At 36.1% G+C, this 24,767-nt stretch carries 15 protein-coding genes; 14 read left to right on the top strand and 1 reads right to left on the bottom strand.

The features are described from left to right. Positions 1-38: 38 nt before the first annotated feature. Together BUB12_RS03990 and BUB12_RS03985 are read left to right on the top strand one after the other, a co-directional pair. Complete coding sequence (locus tag BUB12_RS03990; protein WP_072888278.1) at positions 39-596, top strand: BsuPI-related putative proteinase inhibitor; 558 nt, start codon at positions 39-41, stop codon at positions 594-596. A 165-nt stretch (positions 597-761) separates the two neighbouring features. Continuing rightward, a complete protein-coding gene (locus BUB12_RS03985) occupies positions 762-5,360 on the top strand; it encodes a cell wall-binding repeat-containing protein (RefSeq protein ID WP_234982562.1) in 4,599 nt (1,532 codons plus the stop codon). 90 nt (positions 5,361-5,450) lie between these two features. Here BUB12_RS03985 and BUB12_RS03980 read toward each other — a convergent pair whose 3' ends face one another. Continuing rightward, positions 5,451-6,764: a nucleotide sugar dehydrogenase gene (locus BUB12_RS03980; protein WP_072888276.1), complete on the bottom strand. Its 1,314-nt coding sequence runs from the start codon at positions 6,762-6,764 to the stop codon at positions 5,451-5,453. Positions 6,765-6,959: 195 nt separating this feature from the next. Here BUB12_RS03980 and galU point away from each other — a divergent pair, with 195 nt between their 5' ends. From galU to BUB12_RS03915, 12 genes are all read left to right on the top strand, one after another. Beyond that, the gene (gene galU, locus BUB12_RS03975) at positions 6,960-7,850 is read left to right on the top strand and encodes a UTP--glucose-1-phosphate uridylyltransferase GalU (RefSeq protein WP_072888274.1); all 891 of its coding nucleotides are present in this window, start codon (positions 6,960-6,962) and stop codon (positions 7,848-7,850) included. A 699-nt stretch (positions 7,851-8,549) separates the two neighbouring features. Then, complete coding sequence (locus BUB12_RS03965; RefSeq protein ID WP_072888270.1) at positions 8,550-9,686, top strand: glycosyltransferase; 1,137 nt, start codon at positions 8,550-8,552, stop codon at positions 9,684-9,686. Between the two features lie 11 nt (positions 9,687-9,697). Then, positions 9,698-10,828, top strand: coding sequence for a glycosyltransferase (locus tag BUB12_RS03960; RefSeq protein ID WP_072888268.1), 1,131 nt, complete (start codon positions 9,698-9,700; stop codon positions 10,826-10,828). A 48-nt stretch (positions 10,829-10,876) separates the two neighbouring features. Then, on the top strand, positions 10,877-11,674 hold the full coding sequence (locus BUB12_RS03955; protein WP_072888266.1) for a glycosyltransferase family 2 protein: 798 nt from the start codon (positions 10,877-10,879) through the stop codon (positions 11,672-11,674). 26 nt (positions 11,675-11,700) lie between these two features. After that, the gene (locus BUB12_RS03950; RefSeq protein WP_072888264.1) at positions 11,701-13,638 is read left to right on the top strand and encodes a glycosyltransferase family 2 protein; all 1,938 of its coding nucleotides are present in this window, start codon (positions 11,701-11,703) and stop codon (positions 13,636-13,638) included. A 258-nt stretch (positions 13,639-13,896) separates the two neighbouring features. Then, on the top strand, positions 13,897-17,754 hold the full coding sequence (locus tag BUB12_RS03945; protein WP_072888262.1) for an N-acetylglucosaminidase: 3,858 nt from the start codon (positions 13,897-13,899) through the stop codon (positions 17,752-17,754). A 303-nt stretch (positions 17,755-18,057) separates the two neighbouring features. Continuing rightward, positions 18,058-18,444: a hypothetical protein gene (locus BUB12_RS03940; RefSeq protein WP_072888260.1), complete on the top strand. Its 387-nt coding sequence runs from the start codon at positions 18,058-18,060 to the stop codon at positions 18,442-18,444. Positions 18,445-18,607: 163 nt separating this feature from the next. Beyond that, positions 18,608-19,318, top strand: a complete 711-nt coding sequence (locus BUB12_RS03935; protein WP_072888257.1) for a hypothetical protein — start codon at positions 18,608-18,610, stop codon at positions 19,316-19,318. A 528-nt stretch (positions 19,319-19,846) separates the two neighbouring features. Next, entirely contained in the window at positions 19,847-20,197 is a 351-nt protein-coding gene (locus BUB12_RS17605; RefSeq protein ID WP_159431545.1) for a hypothetical protein, read from the top strand. Positions 20,198-20,230: 33 nt separating this feature from the next. Further along, positions 20,231-22,300 (top strand): glycosyltransferase family 2 protein, encoded by a 2,070-nt coding sequence (locus tag BUB12_RS03925; protein ID WP_072888254.1) that lies wholly within the window; start codon positions 20,231-20,233, stop codon positions 22,298-22,300. Between the two features lie 187 nt (positions 22,301-22,487). Next, positions 22,488-23,264 (top strand): ABC transporter permease, encoded by a 777-nt coding sequence (locus BUB12_RS03920; protein WP_072888252.1) that lies wholly within the window; start codon positions 22,488-22,490, stop codon positions 23,262-23,264. A 21-nt stretch (positions 23,265-23,285) separates the two neighbouring features. Beyond that, entirely contained in the window at positions 23,286-24,761 is a 1,476-nt protein-coding gene (locus tag BUB12_RS03915) for an ABC transporter ATP-binding protein (RefSeq protein WP_234982561.1), read from the top strand. The last annotated feature ends 6 nt before the right edge of the window (positions 24,762-24,767 follow it).

Here is a 24,767-nt window from a genome sequence, read left to right as displayed (position 1 = left end):
AATATTAGAAATAACTAACTACTCAGTGAGGTGCGAACATGAAAAAAAGAGCAACATTAATCTTATCTATTGTGCTGGTGATTATTGCTTCAGTCATTATTATTTACATTGTGCAACATAGTAGTGAACAAGCATCTGAACAGGAACAGGAAGTTGAAGAATTTAAAGAAAAAGTATTGGAGGAAAATAAAGAAATGTTTAAAAGAAGAGATATAAAAAAGAAGTTCGAACCAAAATCTATAAAAGGAATAGAAAATGAAAACTTTACAGTCTCACTAGAATCAAAGAGTTCACCGACAGCATATGAATATACTATTCAAAATGTAAGTGACAAACCACAAACACTTGAATTCACAACTAGCCAAAGGTATGAAGCTATCATTAATGATGAAAAAGGGAAGGAAGTTTACCGTTATTCTGATGGTAAATCTTTTATGCAAGTATTAAAAGATGTGACGATTAACCCTGGAGATGAATTAACGTATGAATTTAAACTACCTGAACTAGAGGCAGGAAAGTATACTTTAACGTTGCGTCTAGTAGCAAGAAATGCTCTATTTTCAAAGAAGACTATTAATATTACAGTAGAAAAATAAAATCTTTTGAAAATATTGTAGTTATTTGACTATTAATTTAAATCTAAATATAATATAATGTGAGAATAATACTAGTAAAGGGGGGGAAGTAGCACGAATCTACTAGATAGTTAGATTGGTGTCGAATTTGTGTACTACTAAACTATTAAATAGGGAGGAAACGAATTGAAGATTAAAAGAGTTTTAGTCTTACTATTAGCATTTTTACTAGTTTTTTCTAACAGTGCAATGGCTGCTGTAGGTCCTATCACGCAATCTAACGTTGATAGAGTGAATCAACAAAAGCCTACAAGCAATAACAAAGAAAAACTAGACAAAGAAGAATTAGATGAACTTTATGAAGACGATGATGAAGTAAGAGTAATTGTAGAGGTAGAAGGAGAGCCAGCAATTACTTATGCAACAAAACAGGGTCAAAAATTTGCTGATTTATCTGAGGCTAAAAAGGACGAGTTACATAATAACGCGTTAGCGACTCAACAAAAGGTCCAAACTCAGTTAACAAAGAAAAAAGTTGACTTAGAATTAAAACAAAACTTCACTACAGTATTTAATGGATTTAGTGGTGTTGTTAAATTCGGTGAAATTAAAAATATTGAAAAAATATTTGGGGTAAAAAATGTCATCATTAGTAATGAATACGAGCGTCCAGAAGTTACTCCTGATATGAAATACAGTACTGAACTTGTAGAAGCTCAGAAAACTTGGGATGAGTATGGCTACGATGGTGAAGGAATGATCGTTGGGGTTATTGACACTGGTGTTGATCCATCTCACCGTGACTTCGTTCTGACGGATGAAGAAGCAGCTGCTCTTTCTGAAGAAGATGTGGAGCAATTTGTAGCTGAAAACAACCTTCCAGGTAAATGGTATTCTGCAAAAGTACCATATGGTTACAACTACATGGATGAAAATGATGAAGTTCGCGACTTAGGTCCTGATGCTTCCATGCATGGTATGCACGTATCAGGTACAGTTGGTGCGAACGGAGACCTTGAAAACGGTGGTATTAAAGGGGTAGCGCCAGAAGCGCAAATCCTTGGACTAAAAGTTTTCGGTAATGATCCAAATATGGGATCGACTTATAGTGATGTTTACGTAAAAGCGATTGATGATGCAATTATCTTAGGCGCTGATGTAATTAACATGAGTTTAGGATCAACTGCGGCATTTGTTGATAGTGACGATCCTGAACAACAAGCGGTTAACCGCGCTGTAGAAAACGGTGTGTTAATGTCAATTTCTGCTGGTAACTCAGCATTTTTAGGAAATGGATTCTTTAACCCATTCGCTTCTAACCCAGATTATGGTGTTGTAGGATCACCAGGGGTTTCTGTGGATTCTCTACAAGTTGCATCTATTGAGAATAGTTTCATTGACTTAGATGCATTAACATTCAATTATGGAGAAAACACTGGTCTTGCACCATTTATGTCTGCAAGTAGTGTACATCCGAACGATATCGCTCCAGGTGCATACGAAATCGTTGCAGTTGGTATCGGTGATGCTGCTGGATTTGAAGGTGTAGATGTAGAAGGGAAATTTGCATATGCACAGCGTGGGAATTCATTCGTGGATACTGCATTAAACGCAGTTGCTGCTGGTGCTGCTGGTGTTATTGTTTACAACAATCAAGATGGTTGGGTAAACATGGCATCCGATCCTGCAGTTAACATTCCACAATTATTTATGGGTAAAACAGATGGGGAAGAATTAGCAGCAGCTCTTGTTGCTGGCGAAACAGTTACTATTAGTTTCAATGGTGACAAAGTAACGGAAGCTAATCCAACAGCAGATGCGATGTCTCAATTCTCATCTTGGGGATTAACGCCAAACCTTGATTTCAAACCTGAAATTACTGCACCAGGTGGTAGTATTTTATCTACATTTAACGATGATGAATACGGAATGATGAACGGTACTTCTATGGCTGCACCTCATGTAGCTGGTGGAGCTGCACTAGTTCTTCAACGTGTTGATGAACATTTTGATGTAGAAGGTAAAGATCGAGTTGAATTAGCGAAAAATATCCTTATGAATACTGCTGCTCCAGTAGTGGACAAAGGAGTTTTGAATACAGAACTAGAGAGTGGACTTTTCTATTCTCCAAGAAAACAAGGTGCTGGTTTAATGCAACTTCATAAAGCAATTAGTACTCCTGTTGTTGTAACAGAAGAAACAACTGGTCTTGGGAAAGTAGCTTTACGTGAAGTTGACGAAGAATTTAGCTTTACATTAGTTGCTGAAAACGTTACGGATGAAGATGTTTCGTATGATGTAGCGACTCAGTTACAAACTGACTTACAGATTTTAGGCTTAACTGGTAATGCATATTATACTGGTGCTTTAGGTGAACTAGAATCTGCTGAATTAGTTGGAGATGTAACAATCAATGGTGGCGAATCTACTGTAACAGTTCCAGCTAATGGAACAGCATCCATTGAAGTAACAGTTGATTTATCAGAAGCTTTAGTATTTACTATTGAAGCAGGTTATGTAGATCCAAACACAGTATTCCCTAACGGATACTGGGTAGAAGGTTTCGTAACATTTACAGATGCAACTGGTGATACTTTACCACAACTATCTGTTCCATATGTTGGTTTTGCAGGTGAGTGGGATGCTGCTCCTATCGTTGATGCACTTGCATTAGAAGGTCCAGACTACTCATTCTATGAAACTGGTTCAATGGTATATGATGATGGTGAAGGTGGACTATACTATATCGGTATGGATCAATTTACAGGAGCACATACTGAGAATATCGCAATTTCTCCAAATGGAGATAATGTAAATGATCAAGCAATTCCAGTTCTATCTTTCCTACGTAATGCGAAAACAGTAGAGTATCTTGTACAAGATGCAGAGGGAAACGTATTACGTAACCTAGGTAAAGAAGGATTCGTACGTAAAAACTACTACGATGCTGGATATGGTCCGATGCAGTCCATTAAGAGTTCATTCGCTTGGGATGGAAAAGTGAAGAACGAAGTAGCGGAAGATGGCCAGTACTTTGTTAACGTAAAAGCAACAATCGACTATCCTGGCGCTGAAGCACAAGACTTCTTAATTCCTGTAACAGTTGATACAGTTGCACCTGAATTAGAAGTTAGCATTGAAGATAATGTAGTATCTTACACGACTGAAGATGCAACTTCAGGAGTAAGTTATGTTGAAATCTTCGCTGATGGTGAATCTCTAGGAATTGTTCCAGCTGATTTAGGAGAACTTCCATTTGAAGAAATCCCTGCTGGCACTACGATAACATTAGTTGCTGAAGACTGGGCTGGTAATGTTACAGCGAAATCACTTGCTGGTATCAACGACGGTGATGCACCAGTAATCTATGTTGATGCTCCTGGTGGATTAGGAAAAGTATTCAATACAAATGAAATTAATTATGCTGGTACTGTAACAGATGATTCTGAAATTGTGGAATTCACAATTGATGGACAAGATGTTGAACTTACAGAAGTAGCTCCTGGTGAGTATGAGTTCGATACAGTACTAACGTTTGAAGATGGAAAACACACTCCACGACTAGTGGCAGTTGATGTTAATGGAAACGAAACATCTCTACAAAATAGTCAACTATTCTTTGTAGACACAACTCCTGCTGAATTGTCTGTGGAAGCTCCAGAAACAGTTCAAACAGAAACAGTTGAGTTGGCAGTTAACATTGTGGATAATAACGAAGAAATTCGTCTATATGTTGATGGTTCGGAAGTATTTTATAACGAATGGTTAGATCTTGAAGTAAGACCATTCGAAGATACAGTTACTGTTGAAGTTGACGTAGAACTTGGCGTAAATGAACTTGAAGTTAAAGTAGCTGACCTAGCTGGTAACGAAACAGTGGAGACTGTAGTTGTTAATCGAGTGAATGTTGATCGTATATCGGGTTCTGATCGTTATGAAACAGCTGTTCTAGCAAGTCAAAAAGGGTGGGAAACTGCTGATGTAGTTATTCTTGCTCGAGCAGATGATTATGCTGATGCATTAGCTGGTGCTCCTTTAGCTGCAGCAAAAGATGCACCACTATTATTAACAAAGACTGATGAATTACAAGAAGCAACAAAAGCTGAAATCGAACGCCTTGGTGCTACGAAAGTATTCGTCCTTGGTGGTGAGAGTGCAGTAAGTGAGTCAGTAGTTGCTGAACTTGAAGCAGCAGAAATAGAAGTAACACGTGTTAAAGGTGATGACCGAATTGGCACTGCTGTTGAAATTGCTAAACTAGTTGCTGGAGATGGAAATGTTGAAGATGCAGTAGTTGTAAATGGCTTCAACTTCCCTGATGCGCTATCTGTAGCATCTTATGCAGCTCGTAATAACCAACCAATCCTATTAACTAAAACAGATAAATTGTCTGAAGAAACTGCGCAAGCACTAGTTGACTTAGGAGTGGAAAATACTGTAGTTGTTGGTGGTACTGCTGCGGTATCGGAAGAAGTATTTGCAGAACTTCCAAATGCAGATCGTGTATCTGGTAAAGATCGCTATGCTACAGCAGTTGAAGTTGCTGAATACTTTGGCGTTGAAACCAACCACCTATATGTAGCAACTGGTAAACACTTTGCAGATGCATTATCTAGTGCAGCACTTGCTGCGAAAGAAGGGGCAGGAGTATTGCTTGTAGGTAATGATGTATCTGAGGTTGTTAAAGAATATGTTTCTAATGAGACAGATACTTTAACTGTACTTGGTGGTACATCCGTAATAAGTGATGAAATTCTAGATGAACTAAGCCAGTTACTAGACTAAAATAAATAATCCCAACAGGGTTCATTGTGACTCTGTTGGGATTATTTTTTAATTTAATGGTATTTTTATGTGGTTGCTTAAAAAATATTATTATAAACTCCAGTATTGATAACCTTTTGATTCTAATTCTTTTCTATCCAAAAGACTCTTAATATCTACAATGACTTTCTTGTCATTTTTATATAGCTTTTCAAGGTCATCAATATTGTAAACATCTTTAAACTCGTCGTGTGGAACGGCCACCACAACACAGTCAACATCTTTAAGTTGGTTTAAATCAACAAGGTCGATGTCAAATTCACTCTTCACTTCATTTATATCTGCTACTGGGTCATGTACTAACACTTCAACATCATACTCTTTTAATTCATTGATGATGTCAATAATCTTAGTATTGCGTACATCAGCAACATTTTCTTTAAATGTTAGTCCAAAAATAGCAACTCTTGCTCCATCAATATCCTGTTTTGCCTTAATCATTTGCTTGATAATATTGCTTGCTACGTATTTACCCATATCATCATTAACTTTTCTTCCGGAAAGAATAATCTGGGAATGATACCCTAATTGTTCCGCTTTATATGTAAAATAATAAGGGTCTACGCCAATACAATGTCCACCGACTAATCCAGGAGTAAACTTAAGGAAATTCCATTTTGTTCCTGCTGCTTCTAGAACAGCTTTAGTGTTAATACCCATTTTATTAAATACTATAGACAGTTCGTTCATGAACGCTATATTAATATCACGTTGTGAGTTCTCTATAACTTTTGCTGCTTCAGCAACTTTAATTGACTCTGCTTCATGGACACCAGCCTCGATAATTGAGCTATAAACATCTGAAATCTCTTTTAAAGCTTCTTCATCAGAACCTGAAACAATTTTAGTAATCTTTGTTAGTGTGTTAACTTTGTCACCAGGATTGATTCGTTCAGGAGAGTATCCTACTTTAAAGTCTTCCCCATATTTCAAACCGGATACTTCTTCGAGAATAGGAATACAAATTTCTTCTGTTGTTCCTGGGTAAACTGTTGATTCATACACTACAATTGATCCTTTGGTTAAGTTTCTTCCAACAGTCTCACTAGCACCAATTACAGGTTTTAAATTTGGGGTTTTATCAGTATTGATTGGTGTTGGGACAGCAACTACATGAAACTTACAATCTTTAAGTTCAGTTTCATCATTAGTAAATTTCATTGTAGTGTTTTGAACAGCTTCATCTCCAACCTCGTCTGTAATGTCCACACCACTTAAATATTTGTCTAATTTTAAAATGTTTATATCAAACCCGACAACATCATATTTTTTTGCAAATTCAATAGCTAGTGGTAAGCCAACGTATCCAAGTCCGATGACCGAAATTTTTTCTTCTTTTGACTGAATCTTGTCAAATAAGCTCATATTTCCTCGATCCTTTCATCTATTTATAGATATCTCTACTACTATACAATTATAGCTTATCCTTGTATAGTAAATTCTATTATACATTGTAAACTATTTGAATTCACTTTGGAAACCCCTAATAAGATTGGAGTGTCTAATTGCTTATATGATAAGATGGATATAATTAATATCAATTGAAGGAGATTTTTGTCGATGAGAGTAAAAAAAGCAATTATCCCCGCTGCTGGATTGGGTACGAGATTTTTACCTGCAACAAAAGCACAACCAAAAGAAATGCTTCCGATAGTAGATAAACCAACCATTCAATATATTGTAGAAGAAGCTGTTGCATCTGGAATTGAAGATATTATCATCATATCTGGTAGAGGTAAGCGAGCGATAGAAGACCACTTCGACACTTCCTATGAACTAGAGGAAAAGTTAGCTAAAAAGGGCGATTTAGCTAAATTAGATATGGTTCGTTCCATTTCGAATTTAGCTAATATTCATTACATAAGACAAAAGGAACCTAAAGGATTAGGGCATGCTATAGCATGTGCCCATAGTTTTGTTGGTAATGAACCTTTTGCCGTTTTGTTAGGGGATGACATTGTGGAATCAGATGAGCCATGTTTAAAGCAACTAATTGATGTTTTTAATAAACATGAACAATCTGTTATTGGAGTCCATGATGTCCCTGAAGAAGATGTGTCAAAATATGGGATTGTAAAGCGACTAGGAACAAAAAGCTACGGACCTTCAATTAGTGCGATTGATACCTTAGTAGAGAAGCCTAATCAAGACGAAGCACCCTCTAATTTGGCAATCATGGGCCGTTATGTATTAAGACCAGAAATATTTGATATTCTTGAGAAACAAGCACCAGGGAAAAATGGTGAAATTCAACTCACCGATGCACTTGTAAAACTAAATAATCAGCAACAGGTGCTAGCCTATAATTTTGATGGGAAACGCTATGACATCGGTAATAAATTAGGGTTTGTTCAGGCAACTATCGACTTTGCTTTAGCACGTCAGGATTTGCAAGATGATATTAAGGAATATATGGAAGAAAAATTACAATTATTAAAGATAGAGAAATAGATAATGTAGAATTCGCTCGTCCCCGGGTGAAACTCGCTCGCCCCCGGGTGAAACTCGCTCGCCCCCGGGTGAAACTCGCTCGCCCTGGTGTGAAACTCGCTCGCCCCCGAGTGAATTCGCTCGCCCCCGGGTGAACTCGCTCGCCCTGGTGTGAAACTCGCTCGCCCCGGTGTGAAACTCGCTCGCTCCCGGGTGAACTCGCTCGCCCCGGTGTGAAACTCGCTCGCCCCCGGGTGAAACTTGCTCGCCCCCGGGTGAAACTTGCTCGCCCCCGGGTGAACTCGCTCGCCCCCGGGTGAAACTTGCTCGCCCCAGAGTGAACTCGCTCGCCCCCGGGTGAAACTTGCTCGCCCCAGAGTGAACTCGCTCGCCCCGGGTGAAACTCGCTCGCCCCCGAGTGAATTCGCTCGCCTCCGGGTGAAACTTGCTCGCCCCCGAGTGAAACTCGCTCGCCCCCGGGTGAAACTCGCTCGCCCCCGGGTGAAACTCGCTCGCTCCCGAGTGAAACTTGCCGCCCCGGTGTGAAACTCGCTCGCCCCCGGGTGAACTCGCTCGCCCCCGAGTGAAACTCGCTCACCCCCGAGTGATTCTCTCTCCACTCCCTCTAGGACCTCCTAACAATTTATAATTATTACTCGCTATGGTATAATTTTTGGAGATTATTTCTATGGATACTATGGATGAGGAAGGCTGGATTTTGTGAAAAAAATTAAAGTTGTCTTTTTTATATATCAATTGGGCTCAGGTGGGGCTGCTAGGACGTTATTAAATATAGTAAATAATATAGATAGAGGTCGGTTTGAGCCTGTTCTTGTTACATTGAATTATGAAGGTAATTATGAGCATTACTTACATGAAGATGTACCTTTAATTAAACTCCCAACCAGAAGATTGCGTTCGGCGATTATTCCTTTATCCAGAGTAATTCGTAGAGAGAGCGCAGATATTGTATTTAGTACAATCCCGAACTACAATACGATTGCTCTTCTAGCTAATTTACTTTCATTCACCAAGGCGAAGAATATTGTAAGAGAAGCGGCGTACTTAGGTGGGAGTTTTTCTAGTAATTTAAAGCTAAGAGTATATGGTATGCTATATAAATTTGCCCCACGTGTCATTGCGTTGTCTCAAGGGGTAAAGGACAATATTGTTAAAAGGTATAAAGTAAATCCGGAAAAAATAACGGTTATATATAATCCGGTTGATTTAGAAACAATTCAATCCAATGCGATAAATGGTGAAATGCAGAAAGAGGATCAAGTGATTTTTCACTCTGAAGCCAAGACGATTGTTACTGCGGGAAGGTTAGTTGCAGATAAGGATCATAAAACGTTAATCAAGGCTTTTTCAAAAATTAATCAGAAATTGAATGTTCACTTGTTTATCTTGGGAGAAGGGGATCTTGAAAAAGAACTCAAGCAACAAAGTGAACAATTAAACGTACAAGATAATGTACATTTTGTTGGGTTTCAGAAGAACCCGTATGTTTACTTCCATCATGCAGACCTATTTGTATTATCCTCAAAAAGAGAAGGATTTGGACATGTGTTGGCAGAGGCATTGGCAACAGGGACACCTGTTGTTTCGACGAACTGTAAGCCTGGTGCAGTTGAGGTGCTTGACCATGGAACATACGGGAAACTATGTGAAGTAGGTAACGCAGACAATATGGCCGATGCGATATATGAGGTGTTAACGATTGATGACTCCCAAAGAGAGCAAATGGTCCAAAAAGGGCTGAAACGTGCCCAAGAGTTTAACGCCCAGGATATTGTGAAGCAATATGAAGAGGTATTTGTCCAACATGCCAATCAACGGACTAGAGATAGAATGTAGGAGGTTAAGAAATGGATGCAGCTAAACGAGTAGTTCATTTGACGACAGTACACCACCCATATGATCCGCGAATTTATCATAAGGAATGTAAATCATTGCAGGCAGCAGGCTTTGACGTGACATTGGTTGCTAAAGAAGACCCAACCGATTCCAGAAAAAATGAAACAATTAAGCATGTCAAATTAAAATCATATTCCAATCGTTTGAAACGGATGATCTTTGGAACTGTTGATGCTTATAAGAAAGCAAAGCAACTAAATGCAGATGTGTATCATTTCCATGACCCAGAGTTATTGCCAATAGGATGGCTTTTAAAAAAGAAGAATAATGTCGTAATTTACGATATCCATGAGGACTATGTCACAAGTATTATGCAAAAAGAATATATGAACAAACCACTTAAAAAGGTAATTTCTACCTTATATAAATGGATGGAGAAGCTTTTTGCAAAGAAAATGGAACTTTGTTTAGCCGAAAAGTATTACAAAGATATTTATCCAAATGGAAAATGTATATTGAACTATCCAACCATTAATGAAAATATATTAAGGCATCAACGAGATATAGCTAAAGTGGATGATAGTGTGTTATACACAGGGAATGTCACCCATGTTCGTGGAGCGTTGATTCACGCTAAAATCCCAGCGATTCATCCTAGTGTATCAGTGCATTATGTTGGTTTGTGTAAAAAGTCGATAGCAGATGAAATCTTCACTATCGCTAAAGATAAGCAGGATCAAATTCATATCCAAGGTATTGACCATTTTGTGGAAAAGGAAGATATCGAAGCGCAGTACGTTAGTCGTAATTGGTTAGCAGGTATTGCTCTTTTTCCACCAACAGAACATTATATGAAAAAAGAGTTAACCAAGTTTTTTGAGTACATGAGTGCAGGTCTTCCAATAATTTGTTCTAATTTTCCAGTTTGGAAAGATTTTATTGAGACGTATGATTGTGGAATTGCAGTAGACCCTTATAATGATAAGGAAGTCAAAGAAGCAATTGAGTACTTAAGAATTAACCCGGATGAGGTAAAACGGATGGGTGAAAACGGGAAAAAAGCAGTAGTAGAAAAACTAAACTGGAATGTAGAAGAAGAAAAACTCGTGAAATGGTATAAACAACTACTTTTACAACATTAATAAAGGGCATGTACTTACAAGGATTATTTAAGAAAAGAGGGGGAAAATATGGCCCAGCAGCATAACCCTTTAATATCAATAATTACACCTGCTTATAATGCAGAACGTTTTATTGGAGAAACAATAGATTCAGTAATAGCCCAGACTTATTCGAATTGGGAAATGATAATAGTCGATGATCGTTCAACCGATGCTACTGTGAGTATCGTGAAGAACTACCAACAGCGTGATAGTCGGATTAAGCTTCATATATTACCGGAAAATAGTGGATCTGCCATTGCTCGTAATACAGCAATGAAACATGCAAAGGGCAACTTCATTGCTTTTTTAGATAGTGATGATTTATGGTATCCTGAAAAGCTAGAGAAGCAACTAACATTTATGCAGAAAAAGGATATTGCTTTTTCATTTACAAAATACAGAAGAATGGATGAAGATGGGACATTAAGAGATGCAATATCTAAAGCTCCAGAATCGGTAGGGTACCATGATTTATTAAAACATTGTGTTATTGGTTGCTTGACCGTTATGATCGATCGAGATAAAGTAGGTAAATTAGATATGGTGAATATTAGAACAAGACAGGATTATGCCTATTGGTTAGAAATTACAAAACGTGGATTTCGTGCCTATGGATTACCAGAAGTACTTGCAAAATATAGAACGGTTGAGAATTCAATATCTAGAAATAAATTCAAAGCTTCTAAGCGTCAATGGTATGTGTATCGTCAAATTGAAAAGTTAAGCCTATTCAAGAGTTTGTATTATTTTTCCAATTATACGTTAATGGGTGTGAAAAATACTATTAAATATAAGGTCTCATCTACGAGTAAGGTAAATTATTAATCAATCAAGGATGGTGGCATACAGCGATGAAAAAGATTTTAAAGATACTTGCTTTTCCTGTTGATTGGTTTCTATTTACTGTCCTAAATGACGATCAACGGAAATTTATTAGTACTCTCATTTCCGACGAACATAAAATGAAGGTAAAGAAGATTTTTAGTGGAAAAAAACTGATCGCACTTAATAAGCTTCATAATATTAAATACCATCTATATAACCTCGGTATGCAAGAAAAAGGTCTAAAGGAATTAGAAGTATTTTACGAAAATGCGACAGATCCGTATATAAAAAGAGCTGCTGCATGGGAGCTTGTTCTATGGCACACTAATCAATACACAAAACAAAGTGCTAAAAAGGCGTTAACTTATATACCAGCAGCATCCTTAAATGTAAAAAATAAAGATCAATTGAGAAAAGTATCGATTATTAAAGCGGAATGTCAGCAAAAGATAGGAGAAAATGAAAAAGCAATAGAAACAATAAATCATATGCTTGATTTAAAGCATCATCCAGATTTATATTTAGCAAGAGCTAATTTGGAAGAGTCCATTGATTCGAGACTTCGATGGATCAACAAAGTATACGCTTATTATAACCTAGCTCCTATCTCTTTTTCTGGAAAAAAAGATGCTATTACTTATGATGACTTGTCTACAGAGGAGTTAAAGCCGGTCCAAAATGCTGATTCAAAGGTATCAATTATCCTACCTGCCTTTAATGATGAAGTAGGAATTCAAACAGCTATCAATTCATTACTTTCCCAAACTTGGCAAAATATCGAACTACTAGTTGTAGATGATTGTAGTTCTGATGATACTGCAAAAGTGGTTCAAGGTTATGTAGAAAAAGACTCTAGGGTGAAATTATTAAAAACTCCTATTAATAGTGGACCATATGTAGCTAGAAATATAGGTCTCAAGGAAGCAACGGGAGAATTTCTAACAATAAACGATTCGGATGATTGGTCACACCCACAAAAGATTGAGATTCAAGTGAAACACTTAATAGAAAATAAACAAGTTATTGCTAATACATCAGAGCATTCACGATTAACAGAAGAAGAAATCAGGCTATATCGAAGAGGGACACCTGGAAAGTATATTTTTCCTAACATGTCGTCAATCATGTTTAGACGACAACCAGTACTCGATAAACTTGGCTACTGGGATAGTGTGCGCTTTGCTGCTGATGGAGAATTCAAACGTCGTCTCCTAAAACAATTTGGAGCCAAGAGTTATGTAGACCTTAAGTCAGGACCACTCTCATTACCTAGACAATCCGTTCAATCATTAACAGGGAGTTCAGCATTTGGGTACAATGGATTCTTTAAAGGGGTTCGAAAGGAGTATGTAGAAAGTCTTGAATATTACCATAAACAGGCTGAAAATCTATATTACTCTTATCCTCAAAAACAAAGGCCGTTTCCTGTACCTGAACCAATGTGGCCACAAAGAGAGGAGAAACCATCAGGCATTCGCCACTTTAATGTTGTCATTGCGACAGACTTTAGGAAGTTTGATGCGACGATTGTAAACGAAATAAAGAAAAGAAAAGACAGATGTCGGATTGGTCTTGTCTCAATTAATCACTATAATTTGGAATTAGATAACCAAACGAATGAAGTGTATCGACATCTAGTTGATGGGGACAAAGTTCAGATGCTTGTATTTGGTGAGAGCATAAGGTGTGACGAATTAGTCATAATTGATCCTGCTGTTTTACAATATTCTCAAGTTTATATACCTAAAATTGAGGCGAAGGAAAAGTTCGTAGTTGTGAACCAGTTACCAATTGAAAATGGTGAGAGAATATATTATATAGATGACTGTGTTCAACAATTTAATTCTTATTTTAAATCACATGGGATTTGGTTCCCCATCAATTCAACAATTCGTAAAAACCTAACAAGTTATTTTGCTGATGAGCTAACTAACTTAACTTTGGCTGAGAAAGATTGGAAATAGGTATTAAGATTTATTGCCCATACTATATACTATCGTACAAAAAAGAGGTAGATTTTTTCTACTTCTTTTTTTATAAAGCTTAAAATCTACCATACTATTACACCATTTACTTTCTATCTATTATCTACTAATATAAATATATACTATAATGGGGTGGACTATATAAGTGACAGATTTAAAATATGGATAGAGGATTGGTTTCTAATTCTTATCCTGACACACTTTAGTAGTCTACTCCACACAGAAGGGGGGATTAAAATGACGAGAAAGGCATCCATTTTCTTAACTGGCTTCCTTCTTGTGCCGACCATAGCTTATGCAGAAAATGGCGAAAATAGCGATGTTGACAAAGCAAGTGTGATGGTCGAAGAAAATGAAGGGGTAGAGATAGCGGCAACTACGACTACAATTAAAAGTCCAGATGAATGGTATCAAGAAGGAATAAATAATCCTTCTGCTTCAGGAAGAGTTGAAATTTTTGTTGAAGCGTACAATTATTATCCTGAACATGAGAAGATTATCTCTGGTTTAAATGCTTCTGTAGCAAATCTATTAAATTGGACTAGCAGAAGACATAATAGTGGGGACTATGATGTGGCAATCGATAGATATGATTACATATTAACCATTGAGGGAATAAACAATATATATAGTAGTGAGGCAGCATGGAAAAAGGAATTTGCTGTTAATGGCATGAACTATCCTACTGTTGAACAATTATATCGTGAGGCCATGTCAGAGCGCACCGCATCAGGTAGGTTCTTAGCGTTTAAAGGAGCATATGACTACTATCCTACTGATAAAAAAATAGCTGAAGGGCTGCATTCAAGCGCGGAGTTATTGTTCAATTGGGCGATAAAACAGCATAATTCACGTGAATTTGAAGTTGCTGCAGATAGATATGAGCGCATCCTTTCAACTGATTCTCTTCCGTCTAGTTTTCTATCAAAAGTGCAATCTAGTCTAAATGAGGCATTGCAAGGGAACCGACCTGCTGACTTTATCCTAGAAGAGGCTGAAAATGCCTATTCTGCATCAGGGAAATTTGATCTTTACATCGAGGGATATGAGTCATATCCAAACAACGAGAATTTTGTGCAAGGGATAAATGAGAGTGGGAAGCAATTGCTGAGATGGGCAAGAGGAAAACACCAATCAGGAAACTGGACTACGGCAATCGATCGTTATCAGAAAATATTGGATGGACCAGCTATAACAATTGAACTGGAAGATTCAGCAGCACTACATTTAAAGGAAGCAAATAACAGGAAAACGATCCCAACACCTGAAGTACTTCTTGGTGCATATAAGGAATTAACAAAGGTTTCAGCAATATTTGACCAAAGTGTTATAAATTATCTTTATTATCCTGAATCAGATAAATTTAAAGCTGAACTATATCACGCTAGTCAACAGCTCTTAAACTGGTCATATAAGAGACATGAAGATGGAGAATTTAAAATAGCTAAAGAGAGATATGAATTAATACTATCTACTCCATATATTAAAGGTGATATCGTAAATCGAACAACATCTTTACTTCTTGATGCAGAGATAGGAAAACGTTCTGCAGATGCGATTTATAATAATGCTGTTGAAGAACACAGGGCATCCTATAAGCTTGACTTATTTGAGAAAGGATATGAGTTTTATCCAGAGGACAAACGATTTGTACAAGGACTTCAAGACAGTGCAAGAGCTCTACTTAATTTAGCAACTAGAAAACACTACGCTGGCGATTTTGATTATGCACTAGAACGCTATAAAAGAATCTTAGAAGTATCTGTACTATCTGATGAACTTTTAAATGAGGCTAGGCAAGGATTTGCAGATGCAGAAATAGGAAAACGTCCTGCTGATGTTATCTACAATTTGATACAAGAAGAAAGTACTGCCTCAGGCTTATTTGAATTAAACAAACAAGGATATAAATTCTATCCAGAAGATAAACGATTTATTCAAGGATTAGCAAAGAGTTCTCAATATTTATATGATTTAGCTGTACGCTATCACTCTGAAAAAAGATTTGAAGATGCGAGCTCGCGATACACTGAATTAGTTTCTACAGATGGAGTGCCTATTATATGGAATAAAAAGGCGGGATACCAATTAAAGTATTCTCTTGAAGGAAAGGTCACGCCTGGAGTTGAGGACTATATCTTACTAGTTGATAAGGAACCGTCAGCATCAGCAAAAGTAGATATCGCTGTTGAGGGATACTGGATTTATGATGGGAATCCCAAAATGGAAACTTTAGTGATAGAGAGTGCTTATGCTCTTTTAAGATGGGCAACGAATGTTCATTTAAAAGGGGATATTATTAATGCTTTAGAAAAATATAATAGATTACTAGATTTACCAGTGAAAAGTGATGACCTGGTTAAGGAAATTAATATCAAGAAAAATTATGCTGAACAAGGGAAATCATTACCAACTGCAGATCAACTTTATAATGAAGCTCAAGAGGAAACTAGAGCTTCCTATATATTTGATATCTATGTCAAGGCTAATATCCTTTATCCAGCTGATCAACGTTTTATAAATGGGATTGAAGAAAGCTCAGTATCACTTCTTAACTTAGCGATCCGATACCATCAAAGAGAGAATTATGAAAATGCTGTTGAGCGTTATGATAAGCTCATTTCGACCAATGGTGTTCCTAGTCACATCCAACTAGAATCGAAATTGAGAAAGAATTACGCTGTTGATTTTGAACAAATTGCAACGGCAGATTATCTATTTGAAGTAGCAGAAAACAAGCAATCTATTAGTGGTAAGTTCGATGCTTACGTTAAGGGTTATATTTTCTATCCGAATGATGAGCGCTTTATTCGTGGTTTAGAAATCAGTGCATATAAATTATATGAACGGGCCTTAACTATTCACAAGAATAAGGACTTTAATGGTGCGATTAATCTCTATGAAAAATTAATTGCGACACCAGGTGTTCCTAACTATATTGTGGAAGGGTCTATTATTAATCTAGAATATGCTATAGCCAATGCGATACCTGAGAACCAAATATATAACTTCACTGAATATAATCTTAGTTTAGAAGATGCTCTGAATATACAGATGAAAGTGAACCCACAAACCGATAAATATATTGGTGATCCAGCCTTTGTTCACGGAGATTTTATTCGTATTATTCGTGAAGCTCAAATTTCTGGAACAACTGTGAATGTTAGAACAGAACCAATCCTTAAAGATAAGTACATCGCCCATTCATTAGCTGGAGGAACAGAAATAGAGATAGTGGATCGTGTCGTGGGTGATAGTTTCAGTGGTAGTAATCTCTGGTATAAGATTAAATACAATGACGAAATACTATATGCACACACTATGTTAGTTGACCCTGCCGTCGGTGAGACAACTGCAAATGTGAATTTGCGTCAAGAGCCAACTGTTGAAAGCCATAGTTTTGGATTAATGGATAAGGGAAAAAGAGTAACCATTATTGGGAGCTTCGACAGCTGGTATAAAATACCATACGATAAATATTGGAAAAATGCACCAAGTAGTGACACTGAATATTATTTAGATCCAACTAATTTTATAGATGATGAAAACCAGAAATACCAATTTTTAGACTTAAGGTATTTTACTGGAATACCAGCATCTGAACTTAGCCAACTACTAGATGGTAAAGGGAAATTAGATGGGATGGAGAATGTCTTTAGAGAGGCAGCTGAAAGGGCGGGTATTAATGAATTATACCTAATATCTCACGCCCTATTAGAAACCGGTCACGGAACGTCCACGCTCTCTTTAGGAGTGGAGTATAAAGGTAAAACTGTATATAACTTCTTTGGAATTGGTGCAGTGGATAATGATGCGATTAATGCAGGCGCTAGGAGAGCATATGAAGAAGGATGGTTCACAGTTGAAGAAGCCATCATTGGTGGTGCTCAGTTTGCAAAGCAAAAGTATATTTACGCAGGTCAACCCACATTATATTCGATGCGATGGAACCCTGGAGCTATGGATAATAGAGGCTCAGCAACACACCAATATGCAACAGATATTGGCTGGGCTTATAAACAGGTCTTCTATTATTCACGTTTTTATTCAAAAGGTGATTACAATCTAATTTTTGATGTTCCTGTATATAAATAAGTGTAGAAACAGTAAAGTTAAAACACACATGGATTGTTAAGTCAATTCATGTGTGTTTTAACCTTGATTAATTAAGAGTGCATGGCAAGAGGGAAATGAATACCTAAAGGTCTCGCGAAGGAACTTCAGGTCTCTCCTGTATTCATAAGAAATTTTGTTGTGGAGGATGTCATTCCTGTTGTAGTTGTACTGTATATTGACAGTGACGGATTCATTTGAGTATTATATTGTAAATAAGATAACACTTACATATAAATCCCACCCTATTACGGTATAATAAATAGTTTTCTAGGAGGAATTAATTTGACGAATAGCAGTCTAAGTTACCGCTATGGATTTGCAGTCTATCATAAAGATTCTATACCGGATTTGACAGAAATAAATGATTGGAAAAGAATAAAGGTTTCTGAGTATGTTATCCATTTCCATCCTGAAGTGAACATGCAAATGGTTGAAACAAAGATAGGTAATGCAATTATAATTGGTGATGCCTATGTTTGTAAGGGGAAAAAGGATTTAAAATCTATACTCGAGTTGATGTTAAAAAAAGAAGCTTGGAGTGAATTTGATAACATTACTGGACGTTTTGCATTGATACTTATTTCTTCAAATAATGATAATGTAAAAATACTTCATGATCCATTTGGTTCTAGAACTGTATATTATCGTCAAAATATTAGTCCCCAATAATTATTATGACTTATTAAGAAGGAAGACAATTCGATATTGGCCACGTCACTCTGTTAAAACAATTACTAAAAGAAAATTTTTAAAGCAATGTGATCAATATTTTAAAAGTTTTACATCATACATAGCACCTAAAAATAAAATATTGTTAGGATTAACCGGTGGAGTGGATACAAGGGCTCTAATAGCAGGAATTAGGGGGAATGGTGTTAATCCACGATTAATTACTTGGACTGGAAATCGTCTTCCAAAAAAAGAGGTTAATGTGGTGTTGAAAATGAAAGAACATTTAGGTTGTGAGCATGTTTATATGGACCCATCTCTTTTATTGGAACATGATAGGTTTAATGAGCTACGTAAGGCTGGCAACAAAGCGACTGGTTTTTCAAGAGGACCTTCGAGATTGACTGCAAATATGGGAGAAGTAGTCTTACCTAATGAGGTATTTGTTCGTGGATTTGGTGGTGAGGTTATTCGTGGTTTTTATAATCGTCATAAATCAGCAATGACAGGTAACCTAGTGAAAGACTTTGCAAACTTATATAAAACAAGTAGAATTAAAGAGCCAAGTGAGGCCTTTACTAAATTTGTGGAAGAATCGACTAGAGGATTTTTAGAACGAGCAAATTATGATAAAAATTTGTTTAACATAGATATAAGAGATTTATTGTATTGGGAGCAGCGAATGGGAATGTGGGGAGCGAATATGCTTAACGAAATGGATCCGGCTATTTATTCTATAGTAGGATTTAATAGCCGTCCCCTTTATGAAGCGTCATTTGGATTAAAAAGTAATAAACGACTCGGATCAGAAATAATGTTAAAAATAACAGCGCAATATGATAAAGCATTTTCTGAAATTGGGGTAGTCTCTTAATAGCCGATATTAAGAACTCTACTATTCCTTAGCCTCCTCTTGGCAGTTGCTATATGGAGGCTTTTTTATGTGGTTAAATTATAATGCCCTCTTTGTAAAAATCGCTTAAGTTTACGGTTCGTTGACATATAATACTCTTTTAAGTATGATGTTACTATTCATTTTCTTACATAAGTCGCCAATGTTTACTATTTGATGTTAATAAAAAACTTATGGATAAAGTAATTTCTGTCGTAATAGGACTTTAAGTAACTGCATTTGGCCCATTGCTACGGAAAACTTGGTTGGGTTATAATTTACATATAGCAGCACGTTATGATTTTAAATACTCTGGTATTTGCGTGAGGTACGACTATATAAAGGATTAATGTTTATTGTCCTCTCTTCTAATAAATACTTAAAGAGAGGCTTTTGGTATGTTATTATTTTAAAGAAGATATAGTATAGAATATGGGAACATATAGCGATTTTAGTTTCAAATATAAAAATTAGCAAATAATATAGTTCTAAATAGAGTAGAGGATGTGAATGAGGTTGGTATCTACATCAGAAAGTAGAGAGCAAATTAATAAAAGTGATTTGGAGACAGTATTAGAGGAGCAAAAGAAATTTTATAATTTAATAAAAATTGAACTAGAAATGTTTAATTTGGAGAATCAGTATAACAAAATTGCAACCCAAAACAAAGAAACTATCGATAAAATTGATAGGTATGAGCAGGAAATCGATTACTATAAATCCCAGTTGCATCGAGTATCAAGTGAACAACAGTATTACCTAAAAGAATATAACAAAATTTTAGAAAGTACATCGTGGAAAGTTATGGCTCCTTTGAGGATGATTGGTTCTACGTTTAAAGGACTAACAGGTAGAAGATAAAGTTGATAATGTTTCGACTAGGAGGGAAAATTAGTGGACGAGAGATTTGAAGAGCAACATAAATTGGATAGTGATTTAAGAGAATTAGAACATAGAAAAAATATATTAGAAGAAAAACTAATAATTGAACAAGAGCAAAGCGCGCATTTAAATGAAGAATTAAAGAAGATTGAACACCATTTACATAGTGTTAAAAATAGATATAAACGAGAAGTAAATTTAAGAAATAAGAATAAAAAAGAACTAGATAAAATAAATAAAAGTCGCTCCTGGAAATTGAGTTTGCCAGTTCGAAAGCTTGGAGAGATGGTGAAGAAGAATAAGAGCAATGATATAGAAACACAAGTTAAACATGCTTTGAATGTAGGGAATGAATCACAGAAGGATAATAAATATGATGCTAGAGCGTTAGATCGAAAGTTATGGGGAGGTTATTCCTCTTATGCATTAAAAGAGCTCCTCAAACTTAAAACTTCTCAATTAGCACCAATGAATGAACGTATGAGAGCAACCAGAAGTATTTCAAGGTGGTATTACGACAACCAAGAATATCAAAAAGCTTATGAAGAACTAGAATATATTAATGAAGTTAAACCTATTAATAACCCCAACCCTGACCGAATTGTAACAGAAATTAAAGTAATGAAGAAATTAGGAGCAACAGAGGCCGCTAAGAGCAAAGTATGGGATGCAATTGAAGCAAAAGGTCTTCAGTCAAATCTATGTTTGAGTATGGCACACCTTGCTGAAAATGAAATGGATAGGCTTAATTGGTATAATATGATCTACGGAAAATACGGATATAATCAAGTTCGAAAATTAGATGAACAGAAACCATTGGATTTAGAAAATATATATACTGCAACGACAAAAGTCAGTAAAGAGTTGGAAGATTATAAGGTTTCGGTTATTATTCCGGCCTATAATGCGGCAGATTTAATTCATATCGCATTAGATAGCCTATTGAAACAAACTATACAAAATATAGAAATTATCGTGGTAGACGATTGCAGTCCAGATAATACAGCAGATGTCGTGGCAACATATGCTGAAAAAGATGAACGGATTAAATTGATTAAAAAAGAAGTGAATGAAGGTGCATATGCAGCAAGAAATACTGGTTTACAATATGCAACCGGGGATTATATTACAGTTCATGATAGTGATGATTGGTCCCATTCACAAAAAATTGAAATTCAGTTAAAAGCCTTAATGAAGAATCCAAATGCAGTAGGGTCGATTTCTTACCTTGTTAGAGCAACAAAGGATACTTGCCCTCTAAATGCAGGGTCATTATTAAGTGTTAAATTCTTAATGATGAATTCTTCCTCTTTATTAATTCGACGTGATGTAATTACAACCTTAGGTGGTTGGGATAGTGTAAGGGTTGCTGGTGATACAGAGTTCTTATGGAGAATTGAGAAAATCTATGGGAAAGAGAATGTTATTAGAGTTGAGCCATCTGTACCATTGTCGATTGCATTGTCAAATGAAAATTCTTTAACTGGTACAAGTACAACCCATGTGAAAACCATTCATTTTGGATTGAGAAGAACCTATCGAGAATCTTTCCAATGGTGGCATGAACAGGCAGATGGAGCCGAGGACTTATATATGGATCCATCTAAGATTAACAGACATTTCCCTTGTCCAGTTCCTAACAAACTCAAACGTCCAGAAGTGAGAGAGTATGATGTCGTTGTTATAGCGGACTTTTCAAATAACTCTAATCAAGAACTTTTGGATGAAATGATTAAAAAGTACGTGAATAACAATAGAAAATTAGGTCTATTCCATTGGCCGGATTATCATGGGGACCCTACAAGAACAATAACTGATAATATTTATTATTTATCTCATAAGTATGATATTGACCTACTAGTTCCTAATGAAGAAATAACTACTGAACAACTAGTTATCCTAACACCTAAAATATTAGATTATGCGTTAGATACTGCGCCAGTTGTAACTTATCAAAAGGCATACGTAGTGGATGATGAGAAATTTAGAGACAAGAAAGCAATTCGAGAGAAGAACGTCTTGAAAACGTTGAATGTAGATGATGTTGAGTGGTTTACTGTCGACCAGCTAAAAAATATGTAAATGATAGAAAATCCGTTTATTAATACGGGTTTTCCTATCTTTGAAAATGAAGATGATATTAGTCTGGAGAAGAATCACTTTATTTATTAATCAGTCTTACTGTGATATAATTCTTTGAGTATTACGTAGTTTAAAGTGGTATTCTTGTTAAGATAATGAAGATAAACAGGCGGTGTGATTTTCCCTTATGAAGAAATACATTCAAGAAATGCTTATGAGAAAAGATTTATTAATATATTTAGTAAAGTCGGGATTGAAAGCCGAGCATCGCAATAGCTATTTAGGTTATTTTTGGTGGTTATTAGACCCGCTACTCAACGTTCTAGTCTACTACTTTTTAGTTGTTATTGTATTACAAAGAGGAAGTGAGAACTATCCATTATTCCTGGTTATTGGGCTAGTAGTTTGGCGTTTAATCAGTTCAGGTATTAGTGCATCATCGAAATCGATATTAAGGTATAGTTCTATAATTAACCAAGTCTATTTACCTAAGGCAATATTTCCAATGTCATTTATTTTGTCTCAACTGTTTAATTTCCTATTTGGTTTAGTAGTAGTAGGAGCGTTTTTACTAATATACGGTGTTATTCCAAGTTGGGAGATTATATTTTTACCATTATTAATTGTAGTTACGATGTTATTCCTTTTTGCAATTGGATTAGTACTAGGATATATTAATGTTTTTGTTCGAGATATAGACAATGTCTTAACTTATGTGACAAGGGTACTCTTTTATGCCTCCCCCATAATTTGGGAAGGTGGTAGACTGGGACCTAAATTTAGTTGGGCAATCGACTATAATCCCATAGCCGTTATCGTAGAATCTTATCGTGCTATTTTAATGCATGGTACAATTCCGAACTTTACTGGATTAGGGATTATCCTTCTAATTTCTCTTGTAATTATTGTAATTATGATCAACCACTATAGTAAAAATGAACACAAGATTATTAAAGCTCTTTAATGGAAAGTGAGTGGTTTAGCGTTGAGCAACAAAAGACAAGTAATCCATTCTGACAAAGTAGGAGTAGCCTTTTATTCTGGAAATAAAGATGACTTAAAATCAAAAGCCCTAAGTTTAATAACCAGTAAAAAAAAGAAGAAAAAACCTAAAAAAGTATGGGCATTAGAAGAGATTAACTTTGATGGATATGAAGGTGAAATACTGGGGATTATCGGTTCAAATGGAGCTGGAAAAACTACTTTAAGTAAAATCATTGCTGGGATTCTTCAAGAAGATCGTGGCGATATGAATGTCGACGGAAAAGTAACTGCTCTTTTTTCATTTGGAATGGGTTTTAATAAAGAGCTAACTGGCCGAGAGAATGTTTATTTAAACGGCATGATGCTTGGAATCTCCAAAGAAAAGATTACGGAATATATTGATGAAATCCATGAGTTCTCTGATTTAGAGGAATTTATGGATCAGCCTATGAAATATTATTCCAGTGGGATGAAAGCTAGACTAGGATTTAGTGTTGCTTCCCACTTACAACCGGAGATTTTAATTCTGGATGAAGCTTTAAACACTGGTGATGCCAAATTTAGTAAAAAAGCTGCTGAAAAAATGAAAGAGCTTGTTAAATATGCCAAGATGGTTGTTATCGTAACTCACAGTTTAGGATATGCAAAGAAACATTGCACTAGGCTGCTATGGCTTGATAAAGGGGTAGTAAGGGAAGACGGAAACCCGGAGGAAGTAATCAATCATTATAAAGCTAGTCTACCTGAAAGACCTAAAAAGCGTCGGATACTAGAACTTGATAAAACCGAATCTAAAGTACGCGATGAATCAATTGTAAAAGCAAAAAATGTTGGTGTATCGTTTGATTTGAAAGGGGGTAAATTTTGGGCTCTAAGAAACTTGAACTTTGAAGTGAAAGAAGGAGAGGTCTTAGGCATAATCGGACATAATGGTGCTGGAAAAAGTACATTGTGTAAAGTATTAACCAAAATTTACAAACCTGATGAAGGAGATATAGAAGTATTAGGACAAACCTCAGCACTATTGGGTTATGGAACGGGGTTTAATAATCAACTAACGGGTAGGGATAACATTTACTTGAATGCAATGTTGCTTGGTATCCCTAAAGAGCGTGTTGATGAAAAGCACGAGGAAATAATAGATTTCTCTGGCATCAGAAAGGCGATTGATAAACCGGTTAAGACATATTCAAGTGGAATGAAGTCAAGGCTTGGTTTCAGTATTGCTGCCATTTTAAAACCAGATATTTTTATTATAGATGAAGCCTTGTCAACTGGTGATATTAGCTTTCAACAAAAGGCAAGTGAGAGAATTCAGGAAATCATCGAAAGTGCTAAAGCAGTAATAATTGTTTCACATAATATGAACTTTGTTGAAAAGGTATGTACAAGAGCAATCTGGATGAAGAAGGGTGAAATTATTTACGATGGAGCCCCAGAAGAGACAGTTGCTAAATATAAAGAATCGATAAAGTAGGTGTAC

Origin of the sequence: Ornithinibacillus halophilus, from assembly GCF_900129485.1 — a bacterium.
In the GTDB taxonomy this organism is placed as follows: domain Bacteria; phylum Bacillota; class Bacilli; order Bacillales; family Amphibacillaceae; genus Ornithinibacillus; species Ornithinibacillus halophilus.
Note: the sequence above shows the minus strand (reverse complement) of the source record. Positions and strands in the feature narration are given on the sequence as shown.